Consider the following 23,777-nt stretch of genomic DNA (forward strand, 5'->3'; position numbering starts at 1 on the left):
GGAATTTTTTTTTCAACTTTCCAACAGCGTCTTTTTCTTCCCGGGCGGTGGTCCCGGTTTTGACTTCGAAACAAAAGCATTACCGGCTACGTAACGTCTCCAGATAAGATCGGCGCTTTTCGTAATACCTATTCTTTTCGATGAACCGATGGCCGATGGCGGGAATTTTTGACCTTCTTCAAGATAAACCGTGTCGCTCGAAAGGCTCTGGCCGTTGTGCTCCAAGGTTATGTCCATCGCAATGGTGAGCTTTCCGGGACCGTTCGTCAGATCGACCGTTCGATCGATGTTCCGATTCTTTTTCATCTCTTCCAGGCCGTTCAAAGGCTCCATTGCCCTGATGAGTACGGCTCCGGCGACACCTTCGGGTTCGGTAACGATGTTCATGAGGTTGTGGCAGCCGTAGGTGAAATATACATAAAGCGTTCCCGGGGAACCATACATCACTTTGTTTCTCTTTGTCATACCACGGAATGCATGACAGGCTTCATCACCTTGGGCAAGATAGGCCTCGGTTTCGACGATTCGGCCTTTGTAACACCGGCCGTCAGCAGCGTTGTGTACAAAAACTTTGCCGAGAAGAAGTTCTGCCAGTTGAATCGTTGGCTTTGTGAAAAAATCTTCTCCCAGCTTTCCCATTGAGTAATAATGGTATTATGTTTGTAAAAGTTGATTCAAGTATTATAATTTAGCAAGTCGTGGCGGAAGAACAACAGGATAGATCCTCAAAGGAAAAATGGGTAGAGTAATCGCAATAGCAAACCAGAAAGGCGGGGTTGGAAAGACAACGACGGCTGTCAATATTGCGGCTTCTATTGCCATTTCCGAGTTTAAAACACTGCTCATAGATATCGACCCTCAGGCCAATGCCACCTCGGGATTCGGACTCGATACCGAAGAAGAGATCGAAAACACATTTTACCATGTTATGGTACAGGGTGGAGACATCAAGGAGGCAATACGTTCTTCGAGCCTCGAATTTCTCGATGTTGTGCCGTCAAACATGAACCTCGTCGGTATGGAAGTCGAGCTTGTGAATATGCGGGAAAGAGAGTATGTAATGCAGAAAGCTCTGAAAACGGTCAGGGATCACTATGATTACATCATTATTGACTGCCCGCCTTCTCTTGGTTTGATCACTCTCAATTCTCTCACCGCCGCCGATTCGGTACTTATTCCTGTTCAGGCTGAATATTATGCTCTTGAAGGTTTGGGTAAACTGCTCAACACTATCAGTATTGTCCGTAAACACCTGAATCCGAAGCTTACTATCGAAGGGGTACTGGTTACCATGTTCGATGCACGTCTACGTCTGGCAGGCCAGGTTGCCGAGGAGGTGAAAAAGTTTTTCAAGGACAAGGTATACCGGACCTATATACGCAGGAATGTTCGCTTGTCTGAGGCTCCGAGTCATGGAAAACCCGCTTTGCTCTACGATGCCCAGAGTCTGGGATCGAAGGATTATCTCGATCTTGCTCAGGAGATTTTCGAGAAGGACGGAAATATCAAGAAGTTCAAAGTTCGGCGTTAGTGGTAGCCGGATTTTCAGATTGTGCTTTTTTCTGCCACCCCCTGCATTCATAGGAAAACAACGTCAGTTGAAGCACAGTCACGGTAAGGGTAATAGAAATGATACAATTGTCATAGTCGGCACAGTATGACACGATCGATTTAGGATATGGCGAAACAAGCGTTAGGAAAAGGTCTCAAGGCACTCATTCCCGATGAAGGCTTCATTCCGTCGAACAAAGCGGATGAAGAGGTTCGGGTTCCGACAGGCTCGGTCGGTAGTTTACCGGTTGAAAAAATCAAGGTGAATCCTTTCCAGCCGAGGAAAGACTTTGACGAAGCGGCACTCGAAGAGCTGAAAAACTCCATTATCGAAAACGGGATAATTCAACCTGTAACGGTAAGCAGGGATGGTGACGGCTATCAATTGATCAGTGGTGAACGGAGGCTTCGCGCTGTTCGAAAAGCTGGCTTCAAGTTTATTCCCGGTTATATAGTGGAAGCGCATGAAGATGCAGGTAAACTGGAGTTGGCACTGATTGAAAACATTCAGCGCGAAGATCTCAATGCTATCGAAATTGCTCTCGCACTGAAAAGCCTGGTTACCACTTGCAACCTGACTCAGGACGAGATTGCCCAGAAAGTCGGCAAAAACCGGTCCACGATCAGCAATTTTCTAAGGTTGCTGAAACTTCCGACACCTATACAGAACAGCATCCGGGAGAAAGACATTTCGTCAGGACATGCGAGAGCGTTGATCAATCTGCCTAACCAGAAGCAGCAGATCAAGGTCTGGAAAGAGATTCTCCGGAAAAAATTATCCGTTCGTCAAACCGAGGAACTTGTCAATAAACTGTTCAGGGAAACACCGGCCAAGCCGGTACGTTCGGGAACAGTGTCACCCTTCGATGAAATAGAATCTCGCTTACGCGAAAGGTTTGCGACAAAGGTCAGGATAGTGGAAAAAAACAAGGGAAAAGGTGAAATTCATATTCAGTATTTTTCACCTGATGATCTGGAAAGAATCCTCGAAATAATGAATTATGAGTAACGGTAACAGGGTAGTGTTCGTAATACTTTTTTCTGTCGTACTGATGATGACCATGGTTCCAGCATATACAAGAGCTGCGGAACAGGTTTTTCCCGATACCCGCACAACTGCAGGTGAAATCCAGGGCGCTCTTTTTGCCGAAGTGCAGCATGACGACGATCGGCAGACAGAAGACGACGACCAGCGTATGCAGCCCTGGAAAGTGGCTATGATATCCGCGGTTCTTCCAGGGTACGGTCAGGTATATAACGGGGCGATATGGAAAGTTCCGATCCTTTACGGGCTTTTGGGATATTTCGGCTATCGGGCTATTGATTATAATGACAGTTATAAAGAATTCAGGGATAAATACGCCGAGGATCCCGAGGGGCCGGATGCTCCCCATTTTCAGGATGAGCGGGACCGTTACCAGGAAAAGCGAAACCAGCAGATTTTGTTTCTTGCACTGGCTTATCTTGCGGGTATTGTCGATGCCTATGTCGATGCTCATCTTTATGATTTCGATACTATTACCGAAGAAGGGGTCTCATCGGTGCACACACCCGAAACATTTTACCCGTCGGTAAGTGTCAATCTGAAATTTTAATTAGGGTATGAAACAGCTCGATCGGGCGATGAGCAAATGTTCAGAAGGGTTTGCTTCCTGTAATGAAAGGAACATTGTCGGAGTCAGCACCATTGAACAGAGCGCCTTTTAACTTTTGAATTTTGAATTCCTTATGAAGTACACCCTTGTTGGATACGGGAAAATGGGGCAGCAGGTAGCTGGTATAATAGAGTCTTCAGGAGCGCATGAGGTCCACAGGGTGCTCGATGTCGATGCCGTTATTACGGAAGAGAGTTTCGCCGGAAGTGACGTTATTATTGATTTTACCGTTCGTGATGCTTTTCTTGCAAATCTCCCGGCAATGCTTGCATCAAAAGTACCTGTTGTCGTTGGAACGACCGGGTGGGATGCCGATATACCCCTGGTCCGTCAACAAGTCGCTGCGACCGGTGCCTCGTTGCTGTATTCGGCAAACTTTTCTCTCGGTGTCAACATTTTTCTCCGTACGGTTCGTGAGGCAGCACGGATGATCGAGCCGTTCGATGATTTCGATATTGCCTTCGCTGAACAACACCACACAGCAAAAGCGGATTTTCCCAGCGGTACGGCACTGAGGGCGGCAGAGATGATTCTAGAGGCAAATTCCCGCAAAAAGACTATTCTCAGCCAGCTCTCGACCGAGAAAATGATCAATTCCGATGAGCTACAGGTCGCTGCAATCCGGCTCGGTTCGGTTTTCGGGCAACATTCGGCATACATCAACTCGGAGTTTGACGATATCGTTATCTCACATACGGCGAGAAACCGTCGGGGATTCGCCGGCGGTGCTGTGCAGGTTGGCAAGTGGCTTGCAGAAAAACATGTTTCACAGCCGGGATTTTATACCATGGACGATTTTCTTGACGAAGTTTTTGGTTAAGGTGAACTGCTCGGAAGAAAAGCTGAAAGCGATCGGCATAGGCGCGATAATCATACTCGCCTCGACCATGGTACCTTACCTGCTGCTGCTCAACGTATTTTTTCTCGCAGGTATCCTCATCGGCGGGGCGGTCGCATCTTACTACTACATCGTTACCTGTCAGGAGAGGCTTTCCATGTCCGAAGCGTTTGTGTTTTCGAGCCTCAGCGGTATGGTGGGAAGCGCTTTATCGGTGATTGCCGAGTATGTGCTTATCACGGAGTTCAATTATCGGCCGGGAGCCACCGAGTTCATGACTCTATCCGAACAGATGAAAGGTTTGTCGCCTGAACAGGATATGCGGATAAACCAACTGCAGGAGATGTTGCAGGCTCCGGTAGAGATGACCTTTACAGGGTTACTGCTCAGTCTTGTTATCACTGCGATTATCTATGCGCCGGTTGCAGGACTGGGCGGGGTTTTCACCGTCTGGCGGCTGAAACGCCAAGCCACAAAAAACGGGTAGGCGGTTTTCAGTCGGCAACAAGGATCCTTCAGTACCGGTTCGGTAACGGTTTGAACTTTTTAATGCTCAAAATGTTTTAGGGGTTATGCAAGCGGGTCGGATACTCTCTTCAAAACCTTTCAAAACAAGACTCTCCCATGTCCATCCTGTTCTCTTCAACTGGTCTCGGCCCTTTAAAGCTCCGAAACCATGTGGTTATGGCGCCGATGACCCGCAGCCGTGCAACCGGCAACGTTCCCAACGAGCTTATGGCCGAGTACTACGAACAGCGTAGTACTGCGGGGCTCATCATCACCGAAGGTACCTCACCCTCGCCGAACGGCCTGGGTTACCCGCGAATACCGGGAGTGTTTTCCTGTGCTCAGACAGAAGGTTGGAGGGCCGTTACAGAAGTGGTGCACAGGAACGGCACAAAGATATTTCTCCAGCTCATGCACTGCGGACGTATTGCGCATCCTCTCAATATTCCCGACGGAGCTCGTATCGTGGCTCCGTCAGCCGTTGCTGCTTCTGGTGAGATGTATACGGACAATGACGGCATGCAGCCTTATCCCGTGCCGGAGGAGATGAGCGAAGAGGATATCAACGCAACCATAGAGGAATACTCGCAGGCTGCCCGCAGTGCTGTTATCGCAGGATTTGACGGTGTCGAACTCCACGGTGCGAACGGTTATCTGATCGAGCAGTTCATTCGTCCCAACACCAACCTGCGCGCAGACGGTTACGGAGGTGCGATAGAAAACCGTGCGCGTTTCATGCTGGAGGCGGTAGAAGCGGTGACCGATGCTATCGGTCGGGAACGGGTCGGTATCCGTCTGTCGCCGTTCGGCGTCTTCAACGACATGCCGCTCTACGAAGCGATGGAGGAGGAATACGGATACCTCGCCCAGGTACTCGACAAGACACAGCTTGCCTATATTCACCTTGTCGATCACTCCTCGATGGGGGCGCCGACAGTGCCCGATTCCATCAAGAGAACCTTCCGCAGGGAGTTCAAGGGAGCTTTGATTCTTTCGGGCGGCTACGATGCCGAAGGTGCTGAGAGCGATCTTGCAGCCGGAAAGTGCGACCTGGTCGCTGTCGGCCGGCCTTTCCTGGCCAATCCCGATCTTGTCGAGCGCTGGAAAACCGGTGCTCCCCTTAACCAGCCTGATATGAGTACAGCATATTCCCCCGGTCCGAAAGGCTATACCGATTATCCTGTGCTGAAAGGATAGGCTTGTTGAATTTCCGCTATGGAATTACGGTGATTAAACAGGGTATAATCCTTTGTTTTCGAAAACAGTACCTGTACTATTACAGGTCGCCAGGTTTGCGAATATTTTTTTCGTTCACTCCGGAGCGAACCGTCCGTATCGTTATGAAGTGAAGTTTCCGGGGTTTTGTGTAAAGGATAAGTTTAAAAAAAGGAAAAAAAGATGTCGTGGATGTACTTGATCGTTGCCGGGTTGTTTGAATGCAGTTGGGCTATAGGGCTCAAATATACCGAAGGGTTCACCAGGCTTGTACCGACAGTGTTCACCGTTTTGGCCATGATTGTAAGCTTTGGTTTTTTGTCGCTTGCGATGAAGACTATTCCCGTAGGCACGGCTTACGCCGTTTGGACGGGCATTGGTGCGGTGGGGGTTGTTGTCATGGGGATGGTTCTTTTCGGTGAATCACACGACCTCGTAAGGGTTTTCTGTGTGCTGTTGATCGTTACAGGAATAGTTGGTCTGAAAGCAGTCTCGTCATAGTGAGATTATCCATGAAGCGTGTTGTACGGGTAGTGAATCAACCTGGAACAACTTCAGCATGTTCACTCGATCCGAAGGCTATTATCTCCTTATGGTGGAATGGTAATCATCAAGATTTTTCCCCGAAGCGTTCAATGGCACATGCGTTATTATCGAACGGTTTGGGTTTTTTAGGTGGTCACTGTACTTTTGTATAGCGTGTTATTGCTGTATATTGTTTAGGTGAGAGATACGATTGTGCTGAAAAAAGAGTATGCTGAGCGCAAGATCAAATGGAGGGAGGTATGAACGAAAATGAAGTGGTGATAATCAGCCTGCTGGTATCGATGTTAGGTCTAATCGTCATAGCCGGAATAGTTTGGTTCGGGTATATCCTGGCGAGGATATCACGTAAAAGTATGACGCTGACAGGCAACCCTGCATTGGACGAGATTTTTGCAGAGTGGGTAAAGCAGGGTTCAGGCAGTTCTGACGATCTTCCTCGAATTGCATATGAATCGTATGCTGAATATCTGCAGAGAAGAAATGAGTTTTGGACCGCATATGGACAGGTGCTTTTAGCTGTGTTGATCGTCGTTGTGTTGACGGTTTTATTGATAACGCAGACGATAACTGCTGAGGCGGGATTGCCTATTCTGTCCGGTATATCGGGTTTTGCGATTGCGAAGGGCATTTCGGCAACGAAATCAAGCGGTTTACCTCAACTTAGAAAGCCGAGCGGATAGCGCTTAATCACAGCCAGCTCGAACGATACAAAACAAGTATGCGTGGATACGCTCGAATGTTTTGGGTCGAGGTTGTCCGCTACTCGTCGACCATGCGCTTATAATATCCTCTATCTATTTTTTCCGTTCCGGGTAGCAACCTCCATTGCTCGATGCGAGTGATTGTTTCGGGAGTTTTCAACTTGCCGGTTTTGCTCGACAGCGAAGCCTTTATTTCGTCGTCGGTTAACGCTTTCCCGGTTACTTCGATAAACGCTGAAGGTCGAAAGCCGTATTCCGGATCGTCAACCGGGACGACGATTGCCCTGCGTACTCCTTCGAATGAACAGAGTGCACGTTCGATTTCCTCAGGATGGATATTCTCACCCCCTGAAATGAACATGTTATCCGTTCGTCCGGTGACCAGCAGTTCTCCATCAGGCGACATTTCTCCTGTATCTCCGGTATGGAACCAGCCTGAAGCGTCGGTTTTCAGCATCGGCCCTCTTTCCGAGAGGTAGCCCTGGAAGAGGCAGGGGCCTTTTACGAGAATCTCGCTTTCTTTGTCGATCGAGAGTTCGCGGTAGGGAAGCACCTTGCCTGCACCAATGGTGCTGACCGGACCTGATGTGGTGGTTATCTGGGAGCTCATCTCGGTTGATCCGTACGTGAGATAGACCGGAAGTTCGGCTTTCGATGCCTCTTCGAGCAAGGCCGGTTCAACGGTGCTCCCGCCAAGCAGAATGACTTTGAAATCCTGAAGCTTTTTCAAGGTTTTTTCATCATTGATCAGCCTGTAAAGCTGTGTCGGAACCAGTGACAGATGTGAAAGATGGAACCGGCAGAGAGTATCCTGAATCAGTGTTCCGGGTTCAGGGACAACAAGCGCACCACCTCCAAGCAGCGAACGGAAAAGCATTGCATAACCGCCAATGTGAAACAGGGGCAGGGAGAGCAGCCATATGTCGCCGGGGCCGAAAGGAAGGTTTTCATTCGAGCCGAGAGCGTTGTAATAGTGGTTGGCGAATGAGTGCAGCGCAGCTTTCGGAAGACCGGAACTCGACGAGGTATGGATGACCGTTACCGGTTTTCTCAGTTGTTGGGCGGGTGGGCTGTCGAGTTGCTGGTTTTTTGAATCGTTGAACCGTTCGGCAGGCTGTTTTTGAGCGGGTTCTTTTTCGCTAACAATCTGTTTATGGGTGTTGCTTTCCGCAAGTATCTCTTCGGGGGTTAGTTTGGCGTGGTGAGTTAGTTTGTCTGTCAGGCTTTGCGGACCGATAAGAGCTGAGGATTTGAGAAGAGGAAAGAGTGTCTGCAATCTGGATCCAGGAAAACGGTAGTTCAGCGGTGCGGCAACGGAACCAGTTCTCAAAAGTGAGAGGAGCACAAGAACCATTGCTGCACTGTTTGGCATGCAGAGGGTTACGATATCACCCTTTCGAATGCCATGACGTTGCAGTACCGTCGCTATTCGGCCGGTTGCGGCTTCCAGGTCTTTGAACGAGAGTGTTTCCAGTTCATTGATAAGCGCCGGATTGTGACTGTACTTTTGAGCGGCATATGCTACAATGTCCATTTTTCAACGAGTTCAAGCATTGACAGATCGGGATTGAGGCTGCTGCGGTATGTCGTTCCCGAAAGAAGGCACCCTTCTTCGACGCGAAAGCCGTCGGGAAGAATGTCATGGCTGAGTTGCCGGAATGTATCGAGTCCGCAGGGGGTTGGTTCAGGCGAGATAATGGAGGCAAGACGGGCATAGAAGCCAAGACCGATTCCGGTTTCATAGGCCGAACTGACGACAGCCGGTATTTTTTCCTCTTCCGCTTGCAGAGCGAATCGTAACGTGTCGGAAAAGCTGCCGATTCTCGATGGTTTCAACACAATGCCTCCAATACAATCATGCGGTATCTCGTTCCATATGCCAGGGTTCATCCAAAGTGATTCGTCAAGTGCTGAGTTGATGCCTGTCCGACTGAAGAACTCCGGAATATGGTGCGGATCTGCAAGCGGTTCCTCTATATATTCGATGCTGTTTACAGGAATTCGTTTGAAAAAGGTGCATGCGTTTTCCAGAGAAAAAGAGCGGTTGCTGTCGAGCCGCAGGGAAATATCGTTGCCGAAAGCGGAGCGCAGTGCGAGTACCTGATCAACGGCGAATCCCGGATTGCATGCTTGTACCTTCAGCTTGAACGTTCGATACCCCTGTTGAAAATGTTCGGTTGCAATGGCCAGAACGGATTCGGTGTTGCCGAAGAGCAATGCGTTGAGCGGAAGCTTTTCCGCGGCGCGCGGCGCACCTGAAAATGACGGAAAATTTTTACAGGTTGCCGATTGCAGGTTCAAAAGTGACATTTCGATACCCGTTCGGACCGATGGGAAAAGGTGATCGGGAAGTACTTTTCCTGCATCGTTAAGTGATAAATCACCGAAAGAAAGATCGATCGTAGGCAGGACTGCGGCACATTGTATCAGAGCTTCGGAAAGTGTTTCTTCGTGCAGTCCCGGCAAGGGGGCTATTTCTCCAAAACCGGTATGCTTGCCGTCTGGTGTCTGAAGGCCGGTAATCAAACCATCCCTTGTGCTGAGACTGGATCCTCTGACTGGAACCGGTCTGACAAAAGGGATGGAATAGCGGTATATGGATACGATGCCCGGCTTCAAGGTCTTTTCGGAAATTTTCCAAAATCCGGTTTACGTTTTTCGACAAAAGCGTTTTTTCCTTCCTGTGCTTCCTCGCTCATGTAATAGAGCAGGGTTGCATTGCCGGCAAGTTCCTGAAGCCCTGCCTGGCCGTCACAGTCGGCGTTCAGGGCAGATTTCAAACATCTCAGTGCCAGTGGTGAGTGTTGCAGTATCTCACGGCACCATTGAACAGTTTCCACTTCGAGCCGCTCGAGAGGAACGACGGTGTTGACGAGGCCCATGTCAAGCGCTTCCTGTGCATTGTACTGACGGCAGAGGTACCAGATCTCCCGTGCTTTTTTCTGGCCGACGATGCGGGCCATATAACTCGCACCCCAGCCGCCGTCGAAAGAGCCTACTTTCGGGCCGGTCTGGCCGAAAATAGCGTTGTCTGCCGCAATGGTCAGGTCGCAAAGCATATGGAGGACATGACCGCCACCGATTGCGTAACCTGCCACCATGGCGATAACAGGCTTCGGACAGGTGCGGATATTTCGCTGAAAGTCGAGGACATTGAGCCTGTTGACACCTTTTTCATCAGCGTAGCCGGCATCCCCCCTGATTTTCTGGTCTCCTCCCGAACAGAATGCCAAAGGACCTTCTCCGGTAAGAATGATGGCTCCGATGTGCTCGTCGTTGCGGGCATCGTCAAGCGCCTGAATCATTTGAACAACGGTCTGGGGACGGAACGCATTGCGTCTTTCCGGACGGTTGATGGTAATCTTTGCGATACCTTCGGATTTATGGTAAAGAATATCGGTGAATTCACCGGATTGTATCCAGTTTACGGTGCTCATGATGCAGTGTTTTTTTGTTCCGAGTTACATAGTCTTTCGATCATAGTCGTTATCTGTCAGCCCTGCGAAAGTTGTTCTTGACTGAATTGAATACGGAACGTATCGTTCCCCTGTGAAATGCTGACCTGTGTTTCACTGGATCGATCCGGCTCGCAGCAACTGTTTTACCCTGAAAAGGATGGATTTTCTCTGCATACGATATGGCAACGGCATACTACCTGTAAAAGACGCCTCAATGTCGTGTCGTTCCTGCCAAAAATCCCGTCAGTCGTTCGAGAAACAGGTTTCTGTTTTCAATGTGAAGCGTATGGCCACAGCCGTGAAAGATGAATAGTTCCGAATTAGGGCATAAATTAACCATTTGGCGGCCAATCTCAACGTATTTTCTGTCTTTTTCGCCGACAAAAAAGCCTGTACGGAGGCTGTTTTGACCAAGTTTTTCCCATAAGGAAGGTTGACAGCCTGTGCTCAGTTGTTTCAAGGCGGCAGCAAGAGCTTGTGGGTCGTTTGCCTTACGTCGCTCAAAAACTTCCGAAAAAAGGGGATGTCTTTTCAGCGTTGCGAAAAGCTGCAGTTCGTACCATGCATCGAGAAAACTGTCAAAATCCTTTGTTATGCGTTCTGCGATTCTCTTGTCGGATTCATAACGTCGAGCTTTTTCTCCGGGGTTTTTCATACCTGGTGATGACGAAATGATCACGGCACTGCGGAACCGCTCGGGATAATGCAGTGTCAGATAGAGTGCAAGGCGTCCCCCCATCGAGTAACCCACAAGATGTAATGGGTCCGCATGTATTGTTCCTGCAAGTTCGGCTAAACTTTCGCCGATTGTTTCGAATGTGCCGGTTATATCATGAGGTGCCGGCGTGGCCCCGTGGCCTGGAAGATCCGGCATGAAGCATGTATACTCGTTCTGTAACCTTTCTGCGTAATGTTTCCAGTCTTTTCCCGATCCAAGAAACCCGTGCAGCATCAATATGCCTGGCAATACCGGGTTTCCGGTGCTGTGCATATGGTATCTTTGAAAAGACGTATCAATGATCATACATACTGGTCTATGAGTGCCCTGAGCCTGGCGTTCAGGGTATGGTGTTCCTGAAGGTTGTTCTCTCTCGAGCAGGTTATTTCTATGATTCCGGGTGTATTCGATCGACATCTCTTCAGATAGTGTTCGCGGAACTGTCGGTTCGTAGAGGGATTGCAATAGGATATTCCAAAGGTTTCGGCGGCGGAACGGATATTGTACTGTTGTGGCGTGGCAAAATGTGTTTCGAAAATATCTTTTTGCTTTGCTATGGGAAGGAAGGAAAAGATCCCCCCGCCGTTATTGTTGATGACAACAATATGGAGGGGATGTTTCATCGTATGCAAGAGGGTGAGCGAATTGAGATCGTGCAGGAAGGAAATATCTCCGATGACAAGAGTGACGGGTGAGTCAAGCCCTTGGGCAAAACCGGCTGCAGTTGCGATATTGCCGTCGATACCGCTTGCTCCACGGTTCATCCCGAACTTTGGTATTGCCCCGTTTTTTCGCAAAACGGTATAAGCGTCCATATCCCTTATCGGCATGCTGTTTGCCAGAAACAGGCCATGGTATTCGGGAATTATCTCCGAAACAATTCTGACTGTGGAGATCTCGGTAAGAGCTTTTCCCGATGAGCAGTAGTCGTCGAGTTCTTTTTCTATCTCTGAAGAGAGGATGTGCAGTGATACATCGTTTGTTTTGTCCCGATCGACTGTTGAAACAAGCTGTGCCGCAAAGTCTTCCGGTGAGGCTTCGATCTGCAGCGTGACGTTGTGATCCGGGTTATATCGGGAAGGATGGTTTTTAATGACGATGAAGTGTTGGGGAGTCCATCGTTTTATCGCGGCCGGAAGATGTTTTCCCACTATTTTGCCTCCGAATTGAAGCACAAGATCGGGTTTGAAGCGCGAAGTAAACCGTTCGGACAGGAGTAAAGGTTGAATCGGTTCGTTTTCCCGGCACATACGAAGCTGTGACGATATGTCGGTGTACAGTGGTATATCCAGTGTTCTGGCAAGGTTGAGAACAGCTGCTCCATCAGCCCTTGTGTCGAGGTGTCCTGCAACGAGAAGCGGTGAAGAGGAACCGGTCAACAGTTTTTTTATACGGTTGACCGTTACGGATTCCGCTTTTTTTCTGTCGAATGCAAAACTGTTCAGCGGTTCGTGTTTTTCTTTCCACAGAGCGAGTATATCGGTCCAGGTGCTGTCGTCCGGAGTATCGACCGGATCAAAAGGTTCCCTGAACGGCTGGTTGAGGTGTACGGGCCCGGGGGATGTTCCAAGGCTTTGCCGGACGGCATAGTCGATTGTCGAGAGCAACGCATTGGCCGGAATCTTTTCAGAAGGTTCAGGGAGTTCACAGTGCCATCGTGTATAACTACCGAAAATACCGTGTTGTCTTATGGTCTGGTTCGCTCCGGTTTCAAGCAGCTCGAACGGTCTGTCTGCCGACAGAACAAGCATTGGTTGGTAATCGATGGATGCTTCGATTATTGCCGGAAAATAATTTGCGACCGCCGTACCTGATGTGCAGATAAGTACAGCTGGTTTTCTTGCAGAACGTGCGTAGCCGAGTGCAAAAAACGCGGCGGCACGTTCGTCGGGAAAAACGCTGCACTCCGTGTCCGAGTTTCTCGCTGCTGCTGCTGTCAGGGGTGTCGAGCGGGAGCCGGGAGAAATACAGAAACGTTTGATGCCGTGGCGCACAAGTTCTTCGACGATCAGTGTGCTCCAGATGGTCGTTATTTGCTGATTGTTCATCAACCTCTAACTTTTCTGACGGGTTATGGCAAGGATATCAGCAATTTTATGATCGACCTCTTCCCATTCGGATTCGGGGTTTGAACCTCTTACAAGTCCAGCGCCCGAGTAAAGATAAAACTTGTTTTCTCTGGCTACCGCCGAACGGATTCCTACGGCGAATTCAGCAGAATTTCTACTGATCCAGCCAACCGGCCCGGCATACCATCCTCTACTGAAAGGTTCTAGCTGTATAATCTGTTCGAGGGCTTTGGTTTTTGGAACACCACCTACTGCGGGTGTGGGGTGAAGGGTTTTGAGGACGGATGAGTCGTTGCTCGCTTCCGGTTTCAATTCAGCCCGGCACTGGGTATAGAGGTGAGCCAGACGGTTGAGCTGTAGAGCACGAACCCGTTCTTCCATGTCGATGTCATTACAGATCGGTTTGAGTTCTTTTACAATGGTATCCTTGACGAATTTATGTTCCCTGATATCCTTTTCGGAGTTAAGCAGCTGTTCACAAGCATCACCGTTGCCGTTGTCGATCGTTTCCCTTGAACAGGTTCCGGCGAGAGCTTCGGTAAGCAATTCATTATTTTTGCGGTGATAAAGCCGTTCGGGCGTGAAGCTGAAAAATGCCGTGTTTTTTTCGGGTTCGAAATAGTATCTGTACGTAGAACTTTCAGAAAAAGGGTATCTCAATAAAAAGAGAAGAGGAGAAAAGTCGCTCTTGAATTCAAGCAGGGTTTGGCGTGCAAGGATTATTTTTCCCATGAATCCTTCCTGAAACCGTTGAAGGATCTGGTTGCATGTTGCGATCCACTGATGCTTGTCCGGGGAGAAAGAACGAGAGTATATTTCGGGAAGAGGCGGGATGTCTCGAGAGACGGAACTTTTTATGTTCTTTATTGCATCGAGCAATCGACGGAGTCGTGTCGTACTGTTCTCGCCGGGTTCGATCATAAGGTGACAGCTTAACGTATGCATTCCGTCCGCCACCGAGAGTTGAATGCTGGGCAAGACAAACATTAAAGATTTGAACGCTCGCCATTGCTCATCCTGCTTTTGTTCATTGTTGAAACAAAAACCTCCGAAATAACGCGTGTCAGGATCTTTTTTACATAATTCTCTCTGAAGGATATCGAAACTGACGTTGTTGGGGCCGGTCTTGTCATACTCGATAATATCGGCTGTACCTATTCCCGCGACAAGGTCGTCTTTTTGGCGGTTCGACCAGAAAAATTTCGGATAAAGATCCTGATTATGCAGCCATAATAAAGGATCTGTCGGGGAAACAGCTATAGAAAAGGTTTGAAGGTACGGCTCCGAAGCACTCTCGGCAGCATTGGCATGATCGAGCACCATTTTTTGTAACGTGCTCACGGCCTTTTTCAACGGGAGAGGCTCACTGACTTGTTCAATAATGTCTGTTGGTTTGTTCATGGTAGCATTTCAGGCCTTGATCTATACTCGGCTTCACCTGGCATTTTCCAGGTGCCTCTCGAGAGTGACGGCAAGATAATTGTTTTTATCCTGAAGCCATGCATAAATCTCTTCGGCTTTTGCTTTTTGTCCGGTTCTGATATAACAGATTGCCAGGTTGTAATAAGCTTCTTCAAAAGCCGTGCTGTTTGCTATAGCCTGAAGGTATGCTTCGATTGCCAGATCACATTTTTCAAGTTGCAGGTATGCGTTACCGATGTCATAAAACCGGAGTGAGTCATCCGGAGAAAATTCGAGGCTTTTCTCGAAATAGCCGAGTGCCCGGGTATACTGTTTTTGGTTGAAGTATGCCGCCCCGAGTGCAGGGTAAACGGTCATACCGCTTTGCGGGTTGAGGGTGAGGGCTTTTTCATATGAATCCACGGCTTTATCGTATTGTTGTTGTCTTGCATATTCATTGCCGAGCTTGATATATGCTTGCGGATCTTCCGGGTTTTGCCATACTGCCTGTTGGAGGTCGTTGAGTTTCTTCGATGCTGAATCGCATCCTGAAAAAGACATGGTTGCAAAGCCGGTAAGGAGAAGAACGGCTGAGGTTAACAGTAGCTGCAGGTGATGTCGATAGGTGCGAATCATAAGCACAACTATAGAGGATTGTCTTGAGACTGTCGGCAGGTTATTTCGCCTTACAATGGACAATATATACATATATATGTGATGATAGAATATTTACTCATCACTCTGGAAGGGCATTCAGGCTGTATCTGAAAAGAGCTTTTTCTCTAATTTCAACGTTTTTATATGCTATTTGGCAAGCACAGGCATGTTGTTTCCGCAAGCAGGAGAACCGATATTCCGGCATTGTATGCAGAATGGTTCATGGATAAAATCCGGAAGGGCTTTTGTAAGGTGGCAAATCCCTATAATCATTCACAGGTCAAGGTGGTGTCGCTTCGTCCGGATGATGTTGCAGCGGTCGTTTTTTGGACACGGTATGCCAGGCCTCTTCGTCCTTTCCTCGAGGAACTGGACGAGAGGGGGTTCAATTACTATTTTCTGTATACAATTACCGGATATCCAAACAGTTATGAGTCCGGTTTGCCATCCTGCGAAGAATGCATCGAAGACTTTCTCGCTCTTGGTGAATGCATTGGGGCTGAAAAAGTTATTTGGCGTTATGATCCTGTCATTACAAGCTCCCGGATGCATATGGGTTTTCATATGCGCAACTTCGAAAAACTAGCTCTTCGACTTTCGGCCGGAACGAAAAAAGTCGTTGTGACCTTTGTTAAGAAGTACAGGCACATCGAGAAGAAGCTCGAAGAGATGGGGTATGTACCGCCCTCTTCTCATGAGCGTCAGGTTCTCGAAGAGCATTTCCGGTCGTTGACTGCCGGTGCAGGTTTGCAGATACAGCGTTGTGGGAAAAGGGATTCTTTTGCCAATGTTTCTGAAGGAAAATGCATCGATGAGAGGTTGATGAGAGAACTGTTCGGGCTCGAGCTTTCATCGGCGAAGGATCCGGGGCAACCAGAGGAATGCCGTTGTATCCGCAGCATCGATATCGGGCGATATGGTTCGTGTCTGCACCGTTGTGTGTACTGCTATGCCTCGAGAAATTTTTCACAGGCTGTTCGCCGTTACCGGGAACATGATTACAGAGCGGAGATGCTCTAAAGGATTGCCGAGTCGTCAAACCAAATCCAGAGGTGAACCATATCGGGAGATTACGTTATGAAAACCATTACGATACATGTCGGGGGTATGCACTGCGGAAGCTGTGAAACGATCGTCAAAGAGGCGCTCGAGGAACTTGGCGGTGTCGAAAGCGTCGATGTTTCTCTCGACTCGCAAACGGCGATGGTTGTCTATGACGAAGGTTCGGTTTCACCTGAAACCCTGAAAGCAACGATAGAGAAAGAAGGGTATACAGTTTCGGGATAATCATGGAAAAAGCGGACCTCAAGGTAACCGGGATGCATTGCGAAAGCTGTGTAAAATTGGTTGAAAAAACTCTCGGCAAGACAGATGGCGTGGAGAGTGCCGTTGTCAATTTTGCCGCCGGCAAAGCCTCGGTTACTTATGACCCTGCTGTTACCGATCCTGCAAGGCTCATAAAACAAATTGAAAAAAGAGGCTATGGAGCACGTCTGATAGAACCGCTCCATAGCCCCCGAAAAGATACGTCGTATCAGGACGAGCTTCGCGGACTGCGACGCAGGTTCTTCACCGGTGCCGTGTTTGCGGTTCCGGCACTGGTGCTGGGTATGTTCTTCATGCAGGATCCGATTCCCTACCAGGGTATTGTGCTCTGGATTCTCGCAACTCCCGTCCAGTTTTATGTGGGCCGTGAATTTTATCTCGGAGCATGGATGGCTCTGGGGAACCGTTCTTCAAATATGGATACGTTGGTGGCTCTGGGAACGAGTGCCGCCTACTTTTATTCCGTTTACCTGGTTCTTTTCGAGGGGAAAGAACACCAGTATTTCGAGGCATCCGCAGTTCTGATAACGCTTGTTGTTTTTGGAAAATATCTTGAGGCTGTCTCGAAACACCGGACTTCGGAGGCGATAAGCAGGCTTGAAAAACTTTTTCCCAAAGAAGCATCGGTCATCAGGAACGGGCTGGAAGTTCGAGTGCCGGTTGAAGAGGTTGATCCTGGAGATATGCTTGTTGTTCGTCCCGGTGAACAGGTGCCGGTTGATGGTGAAATCGTTAAAGGGGCGACCACGCTTGATGAAAGCATGGTAACCGGCGAAAGTGTTCCGGTTGCCAGAAGGGCGGGGGAACATGTTATCGGCTCGACCATCAACAGGGAGGGCGGTTTTACCATGAAGGTGACCCATACCGGTTCCGAAACAATGCTGGCCAAGATCATTCGTCTTGTTGAAGATGCCCAGATGCAGAAAGCTCCAGTACAGAGATTCGCCGATAGAGTGTCTTCATGGTTTGTTCCTGCAGTGATTGTGATTGCCTGTGTGACCTTCTTTGCCTGGTTTGTTGTTCTTGGTGCACCTCTCGGTTTTGCACTTGTCGCCGCAGTATCGGTTCTGGTTATCGCCTGTCCCTGTGCCCTTGGCTTGGCTACCCCGACCGCAATCATGGTCGGTACGGGAATGGGTGCCGGTGAAGGTATTCTCATTAAAGGCGGCGATGCTCTCGAGACAACGGGAAGCCTGCAACATATTGTATTCGATAAAACCGGGACAATTACAAAAGCACAACCGGAAGTAACGGCTATGAACGTAAGAGAAGGGTACAGTGAATTCGAGTGTATCAGGCTGGCAGCCGGTCTGGAAAGGAATTCCGAACACCCCCTGGCGAAAGCGATTTATATGAAAGCAGAATCGAAAGGTATTGTACCCGCAGAAACGCAAGAGTTCCGATCACATACTGGTAAAGGGGTGGAAGCGCTGATCGACGGCAAGCGTTATCATATGGGTTCACTTCGCTTTATAGGTGAGACAGGAATAGTTTCAGAGTATTTCCGGGAGTCCGCTGAACGATTTGAGGCTGAAGGTCAAACGGTTATCATGCTTGCGGGAGCAGGGGAGGCGATTGGCATTTTCGCTTTGAGCGATTCCCTACGACCTGAAGTGGTGGAAACGGTCGGCAGGCTCAATGCAATGGGGCTGTCGATTTCGATGATAACCGGAGATAATGAACGGGTGGCTCGTGCTATAGCTGAAAAAACGGGAATAACATCCTACAAGGCCGGAGTGTTGCCTGGTGAAAAAGTTGCTTTTATCGCGCAAGCGCAGGAAACAGGATCTGTGGGTATGGTTGGCGACGGAATAAACGATGCGCCTGCTCTTGCTCAGGCCGATATCGGTATTGCCATGGGATCCGGTACCGATATCGCCATGGAAGCGGGTGATATTGTTTTTATGCGTAACGATCTTTCGTCTCTTCCAAGGGCTATCCGTCTCAGCCGTTTGACGATGCAACGTATCCGTCTCAATATGTTCTGGGCTTTGTTCTACAATGTCGTGGGTATACCTGTTGCAGCAGGAGTTCTTTATCCCTGGACAGGATGGCTTCTCAATCCGATGATTGCCGGGGGGGCTATGGCCATGAGTTCGGTAAGTGTCGTTCTGAGTTCCCTTACATTGAAGCTGAAAAAGTTCTGACGGAAATCAGATATTCAAACCAGGTCTGCGAAACGGGAGCGCACTGTGCCGATTACAGAGTGTGTTCCTCTATATTTGTTATTATCCCCGGGCCTGAGCCGTGAAACATGAACATCTCTTGCGAGGCTATGGCTTCACTGATAGGTGATTTCTCCCGGCTCGCTGAAAACTCTGAACTGTTTATGTTTCGTGAATTAGTTTGAAACGACACTTCAAGGTGTTACTATTGTGGTACTATTTGCTTGTGGAAAAAAGACAGGGTGCCTCAATTTATGTATTCTACGATTCAATTTCTTCGTTGAACGATGCTCGAAATAAGCATGTGCTCTGTCTACACCCAGGTTTCCGTGCTCCGTTAATCATGTACTTGAATCGCGTATGAAAAACAGAGAGGAACCCAATATAAGATCATGATGCAGTATGGCTTCTGAGAAAACCCAGAGACTTGCGGTTCTTATTGATGCGGACAATACGCAGGCCTCGATTATCGACGGATTACTTGCAGAGATTGCCAAATACGGTGTTGCCAGTGTCAAAAGGATCTACGGTGATTGGACATCACAGGCTCTCAGGGGGTGGAAAGAGGTGCTCCTGGAACATTCCATTCAGCCGATTCAGCAGTTTGGCTATACCAGGGGGAAAAATGCAACCGACAGTGCCATGATCATCGATGCTATGGACCTGTTGTATACCGGTAATTTCGATGGTTTCTGCATTGTATCGAGTGACAGCGATTTCACCAAACTTGCTTGCCGGATCCGTGAGTCAGGTCTCTTTGTTTATGGGTTGGGAGAAAAAAAGACGCCTTCGGCATTTGTCTCTGCCTGTGACAAATTCATCTATACCGAGGTGCTTCGAGCCAAAACAAATGAGAACGATGCCATTACCCGGAAATCGACAGCAGAACTTAAAAAAGATACACGGCTCGTTCGTTTGCTGAGAAACGCAGTCGATTCAGCGTCGGATGAGGGGGGGTGGGCGCACCTTGCAACCGTAGGAAGTACCATTGCCAAGCAATCGCCTGAATTCGATCCAAGGAATTACGGGTACGGCAAGCTTGGTGAACTGGTAAAGGCAACAAAACTGTTCGACCTCGATGAACGGCCCAGTGCCGATGGTCACTCCAAATCCATTTACCTGAAAGATAAGCGGAAAAAAGAGTGACAAGGGTGTGGGATGCCTTTGCAAACAGGGAATACATAACACAATCATGAACAGCACAAAACGGTCTCTTCATCCTGGAATGGGTGCAGTGGTTCATCCAAAGGGAACGATGTTCAGGGTATGGGCTCCGTTCGCCTCTTCTGTCGCCGTGGCGGGAAGTTTCAACAGTTGGTCTTCCGACACTGATTTTCTTGCTTGTGAAGGCAATGGGTACTGGTCATGTGATCTGCAGCAGGCAAGGAAGGGTGACCGGTATCAGTATGTGGTAATCAATGCCAAGACCGGTAACGAGTATTGGAGAAACGATCCGTATGCCCTTGAGGTCACTCATTCCGCAGGAGATTCCGTGATTGTTGCCGATGCGTTCGACTGGAGTGGTGATGAGGAATTTCGCATGCCGTCATTGAATGAACTTGTTCTCTACGAGATGCATATCGGGACATTCAATGACGAGCATGGCGGAAGACCGGGAGACCTTTTCCGGGCGATTGACCGTTTAGCGTATCTTCACGATCTCGGGATAAACGCGATCGAAATTATGCCGCTCACGGAATTTGCAGCCGATTATTCCTGGGGGTACAATCCCGGTCATCTTTTTGCGGTAGAAAGTGCATATGGAGGACCGTTTTCCCTCAAAAAATTTATAAAAGCCGCTCATAGTTATGGTATTGCGGTGATTATCGATGTGGTCTACAACCACTTTGGGCCATCGGATCTCGACCTCTGGCGTTTTGACGGATGGTCTGAAAATGGAAAAGGAGGTATTTATTTTTTCAATGACTGGAGGGCTAAAACTCCGTGGGGGCATACCAGGCCGGATTATGGTCGTAGTGAAGTCAGAAGCTTTATCCGTGACAATGCTCTGATGTGGCTCAAGGATTTTCGTGCAGACGGTTTGCGCTGGGATTCAACTGTCAATATCCGAACGCAATACAATGGTTCAGGAGGCGACATTCATGAGGGATGGACTCTTATGCAGTGGGTAAACAGTGAGGTGCGCAAAGAACGTGTCGAGGTTATCAATATTGCCGAAGATTTACAGGAGAACGAATGGATAACGAAGCCGGCACAAGAGGGTGGTGCCGGTTTCGATGCTCAGTGGGCGGCAGGTTTTACCCATCCTGTGCGTGATGCGGTCATTGCTCATGATGACCGTGAGCGGAATATGCACGATCTCGAGCGGGCAATTACCGGCTCATACAATGGCGATGCTTTTCAGCGGGTTCTTTATACCGAATCACATGACGAGGTGGCGAACGGCCAGGCAAGGGTTCCCGAAGCAGTCTGGCCCGGAAACGCAGCGAGTTGGTTTTCAAGGAAAAGGTCTACGCTTGGAGCGGTTCTGGCGTTGACCGCTCCGGGTATCCCTATGGTATTCCAGGGACAGGAGCTTCTGGAGGATGAGTGGTTTCGTGATACCGATCCGATTGACTGGACGAAACTGCAGCGGTTTGACGGAATTCATACCCTTTACCGTGATCTGGTGCGGCTCAGGCGTAACTGGCATGATCAAACTGCTGGCCTGAGGGGGCAGCACGTCAATGTTTTTCACATCAACAATGAGGATAAGCTGCTTGCATACCATCGCTGGGAACATGGTGGAAAGGGGGACGATGTCGTTGTTGTTGTCAACATGTCCAACCGGAGTTATCCGGTCTATAGAATGGGGCTCCCTCGGAGCGGAAAATGGCGTGTTCGTTTCAATAGTGACTGGTCAGGTTACAGCAGTGATTTTTCTAACCACCCCGGCTACGATACCGAAGCATATCCTGGAATGAAAGACGGGCTGCTTTTTCACGGATCAGTTGGAGTCGGCGCCTATAGCGCATTGATCTTGTCTCAGGATGCCGAATGATATGAGTTTTGATCGATCATTCGGTAAAAATCACAATGTTTGAGGGCTCTGACGAGGCAGGCAGAGAAAAGTTGCGGAGCTGACGGGACTCGAACCCGCGGCCTCCTGCGTGACAGGCAGGCGCTCTAACCAAACTGAGCTACAGCTCCTTGAAAGAGTTGTTAATGTAGAAATATTTACGTCTCCTTCCAAAAAGTTTTTTCATTTTAATTCTTCTTATATTTATTCCTGAACAAAATGTCGCAACCTATCCTGCAGTAACAAGTAAGATATCTACGGGATAACCCGGGTCAGTGTTGGTATGTTGGCGAGCTGATACTTGCCTGCCAAGGGTTATACGTTATTTCGGGACGAATCGACAACTACTCGAACCGGTTGTGTTTTTCATACGGTCCATTGCCTATGATTGCTCTGGAACCGGTCTTTTCGGCATGTAGACCAGCTCTAGCACCTATGAAACAGCTCTTCGTTATCACCACTTTCTTGGTACAGTTTTTTTTCCCTTTTCGGCTTTTTGCGCGTGGGATCGATGAACGTATCAACGATGCCATGGTTCCCCTTACGGCTTTCATGTTCAAAATTATTTTTTTTCCCATCTCGATCGGAGGTATCAGTTTCCCTTTTATTCTTCTTTGGTTGATCGTCGCTGCCGTTGGATTTACCGTCTATATGGGTTTTGTCAATGTGAGGGGATTCAAACACGCAGTCGAACTGGTTCGAGGTGTTTACGATGCTCCTGATTTACAGAAAGGAGAGGTTTCTCATTTTCAAGCCTTGACTGCAGCTCTGTCTGCAACCGTAGGGCTTGGTAATATAGCCGGAGTTGCCGTGGCCATTACCTTAGGGGGACCCGGCGCGACTTTTTGGATGATTCTCGGTGGCTTGTTCGGCATGTCATCGAAGTTTGTCGAGTGCACTCTGGGGGTCAAGTACAGGAAAGTCAACGAAGACGGTTCGGTTTCAGGAGGCCCGATGTATTATCTCAGCAGAGGGTTTGCTGAAAAAGGAATGGCAGGTTTCGGGAAAATTCTTGCATTTTTTTTCGCTGTCATGTGTATCGGTGGATCGTTCGGTCTGGGAAATATGTTTCAGGCCAACCAGGCCTTTCGGCAAACGGTGTTAGTGACCGGTGGGGAACAGAGTGTTTTCTATCAGCAGGGATGGATTTTCGGGTTGATCATGGCGATTCTTGTCGGCATGGTTATCATCGGTGGAATACGTTCGATTGTCCGAGTCACGACAAAGCTCGTTCCATTCATGGTTGCTATCTATGTTACCGCAGCCCTGTTTATTATTTTTTCGCATATCACGGAACTTCCCCGGGCTTTTTTGGTAATTGTGCAGGGAGCGTTCGCTCCAGAGGCCCTTTATGGCGGAGTGGTCGGAGTGCTGATACAGGGGTTCCGTCGTGCCGCATTTTCAAATGAGGCTGGAATAGGTTCTTCACCGATAGCTCATGCAGCGGTCAAAACCGATGAACCGGTAACCGAAGGGCTTGTCGCTCTGCTTGAGCCGTTTCTCGATACCGTGGTTATTTGTACCATGACGGCACTCGTCATCATCATTTCGGGATTGTATACCGAACAGGGGATGGATGGCATAGCATTGACATCGAAAGCTTTCGAGCAGGTTATTTTCTGGTTCCCTTACATACTGAACGTTGCTGTACTGCTTTTTGCCTTTTCAACGATGATTGCATGGTCCTATTACGGTCTCAAGGCATGGACCTATATCTTTGGAGAAGGCCTGTCCTCGGACGTGAGTTACAAGTTGCTGTTTTGCACATTCATCATCATCGGTTCAGCGATGAACCTCCAAGTTGTGATCGATTTTTCCGATGCCATGATTTTTGCGATGTCTTTTCCGAATATTATTGGTTTGTATCTTCTCGCCCCCGGTGTCAAGCGGGATCTCGAAACCTATTTTGAACGTTTACGGCAGGGAGAGATCGGTCGCTACAGGTGATTAC

22 protein-coding genes and 1 tRNA gene are annotated in these 23,777 nt (G+C 48.8%); 14 read left to right on the plus strand and 9 right to left on the minus strand.

Translation table 11 applies throughout. From position 1 onward, the window contains the following. Window positions 1-12: 12 nt before the first annotated feature. Entirely contained in the window at window positions 13-639 is a 627-nt protein-coding gene (locus tag QZ209_RS10860; RefSeq protein WP_294347804.1) for a DNA-3-methyladenine glycosylase, read from the minus strand. Between the two features lie 97 nt (window positions 640-736). Here QZ209_RS10860 and QZ209_RS10865 point away from each other — a divergent pair, with 97 nt between their 5' ends. The 8 genes from QZ209_RS10865 (at window position 737) to QZ209_RS10900 (ending at window position 6,992) form a co-directional block, all read left to right on the plus strand. Beyond that, window positions 737-1,531: an AAA family ATPase gene (locus QZ209_RS10865; RefSeq protein ID WP_294347805.1), complete on the plus strand. Its 795-nt coding sequence runs from the start codon at window positions 737-739 to the stop codon at window positions 1,529-1,531. Between the two features lie 147 nt (window positions 1,532-1,678). Beyond that, window positions 1,679-2,560, plus strand: a complete 882-nt coding sequence (locus tag QZ209_RS10870; RefSeq protein WP_294347807.1) for a ParB/RepB/Spo0J family partition protein — start codon at window positions 1,679-1,681, stop codon at window positions 2,558-2,560. Beyond that, a complete protein-coding gene (locus QZ209_RS10875; RefSeq protein WP_294347808.1) occupies window positions 2,553-3,146 on the plus strand; it encodes a DUF5683 domain-containing protein in 594 nt (197 codons plus the stop codon). Before QZ209_RS10870 ends, QZ209_RS10875 begins: the two co-directional genes overlap by 8 nt. A 133-nt stretch (window positions 3,147-3,279) precedes the next feature. Next, on the plus strand, window positions 3,280-4,026 hold the full coding sequence (gene dapB, locus QZ209_RS10880; RefSeq protein WP_294347810.1) for a 4-hydroxy-tetrahydrodipicolinate reductase: 747 nt from the start codon (window positions 3,280-3,282) through the stop codon (window positions 4,024-4,026). A gap of 1 nt (window position 4,027) precedes the next feature. Beyond that, entirely contained in the window at window positions 4,028-4,531 is a 504-nt protein-coding gene (locus QZ209_RS10885) for a DUF4199 family protein (protein ID WP_294347812.1), read from the plus strand. A gap of 137 nt (window positions 4,532-4,668) precedes the next feature. Continuing rightward, window positions 4,669-5,748 (plus strand): alkene reductase, encoded by a 1,080-nt coding sequence (locus tag QZ209_RS10890; RefSeq protein ID WP_294347814.1) that lies wholly within the window; start codon window positions 4,669-4,671, stop codon window positions 5,746-5,748. Window positions 5,749-5,949: 201 nt separating this feature from the next. Then, a complete protein-coding gene (gene sugE / locus QZ209_RS10895) occupies window positions 5,950-6,267 on the plus strand; it encodes a quaternary ammonium compound efflux SMR transporter SugE (protein ID WP_294347817.1) in 318 nt (105 codons plus the stop codon). A 284-nt stretch (window positions 6,268-6,551) separates the two neighbouring features. After that, window positions 6,552-6,992, plus strand: coding sequence for a hypothetical protein (locus tag QZ209_RS10900; RefSeq protein WP_294347818.1), 441 nt, complete (start codon window positions 6,552-6,554; stop codon window positions 6,990-6,992). A gap of 79 nt (window positions 6,993-7,071) precedes the next feature. On the opposite strand, the gene menE is transcribed toward QZ209_RS10900, so the two are convergent. The 7 genes from menE to QZ209_RS10935 form a co-directional block, all read right to left on the minus strand. After that, window positions 7,072-8,547, minus strand: a complete 1,476-nt coding sequence (gene menE / locus QZ209_RS10905; protein WP_294347820.1) for an o-succinylbenzoate--CoA ligase — start codon at window positions 8,545-8,547, stop codon at window positions 7,072-7,074. Continuing rightward, entirely contained in the window at window positions 8,535-9,632 is a 1,098-nt protein-coding gene (menC, locus tag QZ209_RS10910) for an o-succinylbenzoate synthase (protein ID WP_294347822.1), read from the minus strand. Before menC ends, menE begins: the two co-directional genes overlap by 13 nt. Then, window positions 9,629-10,450, minus strand: coding sequence for a 1,4-dihydroxy-2-naphthoyl-CoA synthase (gene menB / locus QZ209_RS10915; RefSeq protein ID WP_294347823.1), 822 nt, complete (start codon window positions 10,448-10,450; stop codon window positions 9,629-9,631). The genes menC and menB overlap by 4 nt, the downstream gene beginning before the upstream one ends. 232 nt (window positions 10,451-10,682) lie before the next feature. Next, window positions 10,683-11,462 carry a 2-succinyl-6-hydroxy-2,4-cyclohexadiene-1-carboxylate synthase gene (menH, locus tag QZ209_RS10920; protein ID WP_294347825.1) on the minus strand — a complete coding sequence of 260 codons (780 nt, stop codon included), beginning with the start codon at window positions 11,460-11,462 and terminating at the stop codon, window positions 10,683-10,685. Window positions 11,463-11,491: 29 nt separating this feature from the next. Next, window positions 11,492-13,237: a 2-succinyl-5-enolpyruvyl-6-hydroxy-3-cyclohexene-1-carboxylic-acid synthase gene (gene menD / locus QZ209_RS10925; protein ID WP_294347827.1), complete on the minus strand. Its 1,746-nt coding sequence runs from the start codon at window positions 13,235-13,237 to the stop codon at window positions 11,492-11,494. Window positions 13,238-13,243: 6 nt separating this feature from the next. Next, complete coding sequence (locus QZ209_RS10930; protein ID WP_294347828.1) at window positions 13,244-14,659, minus strand: isochorismate synthase; 1,416 nt, start codon at window positions 14,657-14,659, stop codon at window positions 13,244-13,246. Window positions 14,660-14,692: 33 nt separating this feature from the next. Beyond that, window positions 14,693-15,295, minus strand: coding sequence for a tetratricopeptide repeat protein (locus QZ209_RS10935; protein WP_294348043.1), 603 nt, complete (start codon window positions 15,293-15,295; stop codon window positions 14,693-14,695). A 165-nt stretch (window positions 15,296-15,460) separates the two neighbouring features. Between QZ209_RS10935 and QZ209_RS10940 the strand changes: the two genes are divergently transcribed. From QZ209_RS10940 to QZ209_RS10960, 5 genes are all read left to right on the plus strand, one after another. Further along, window positions 15,461-16,336, plus strand: a complete 876-nt coding sequence (locus QZ209_RS10940; RefSeq protein WP_294347829.1) for a DUF1848 domain-containing protein — start codon at window positions 15,461-15,463, stop codon at window positions 16,334-16,336. A gap of 57 nt (window positions 16,337-16,393) precedes the next feature. Continuing rightward, entirely contained in the window at window positions 16,394-16,603 is a 210-nt protein-coding gene (locus QZ209_RS10945; RefSeq protein WP_294347831.1) for a heavy-metal-associated domain-containing protein, read from the plus strand. 2 nt (window positions 16,604-16,605) lie between these two features. After that, complete coding sequence (locus QZ209_RS10950; protein WP_294347832.1) at window positions 16,606-18,789, plus strand: heavy metal translocating P-type ATPase; 2,184 nt, start codon at window positions 16,606-16,608, stop codon at window positions 18,787-18,789. A 420-nt stretch (window positions 18,790-19,209) separates the two neighbouring features. Further along, window positions 19,210-19,953, plus strand: a complete 744-nt coding sequence (locus QZ209_RS10955; protein WP_294347834.1) for an NYN domain-containing protein — start codon at window positions 19,210-19,212, stop codon at window positions 19,951-19,953. Window positions 19,954-19,999: 46 nt separating this feature from the next. Then, window positions 20,000-21,808 (plus strand): alpha-amylase family glycosyl hydrolase, encoded by a 1,809-nt coding sequence (locus QZ209_RS10960; RefSeq protein WP_294347835.1) that lies wholly within the window; start codon window positions 20,000-20,002, stop codon window positions 21,806-21,808. Between the two features lie 74 nt (window positions 21,809-21,882). Here QZ209_RS10960 and QZ209_RS10965 read toward each other — a convergent pair. Further along, window positions 21,883-21,957 (minus strand) — tRNA-Asp (locus tag QZ209_RS10965). A gap of 304 nt (window positions 21,958-22,261) precedes the next feature. Here QZ209_RS10965 and QZ209_RS10970 point away from each other — a divergent pair. Next, window positions 22,262-23,773: an alanine/glycine:cation symporter family protein gene (locus tag QZ209_RS10970; protein WP_294347837.1), complete on the plus strand. Its 1,512-nt coding sequence runs from the start codon at window positions 22,262-22,264 to the stop codon at window positions 23,771-23,773. Window positions 23,774-23,777: the final 4 nt, after the last annotated feature.

It is taken from the genome of Prosthecochloris sp., from assembly GCA_015482705.2.
In the GTDB taxonomy this organism is placed as follows: Bacteria; Bacteroidota; Chlorobiia; order Chlorobiales; family Chlorobiaceae; genus Prosthecochloris.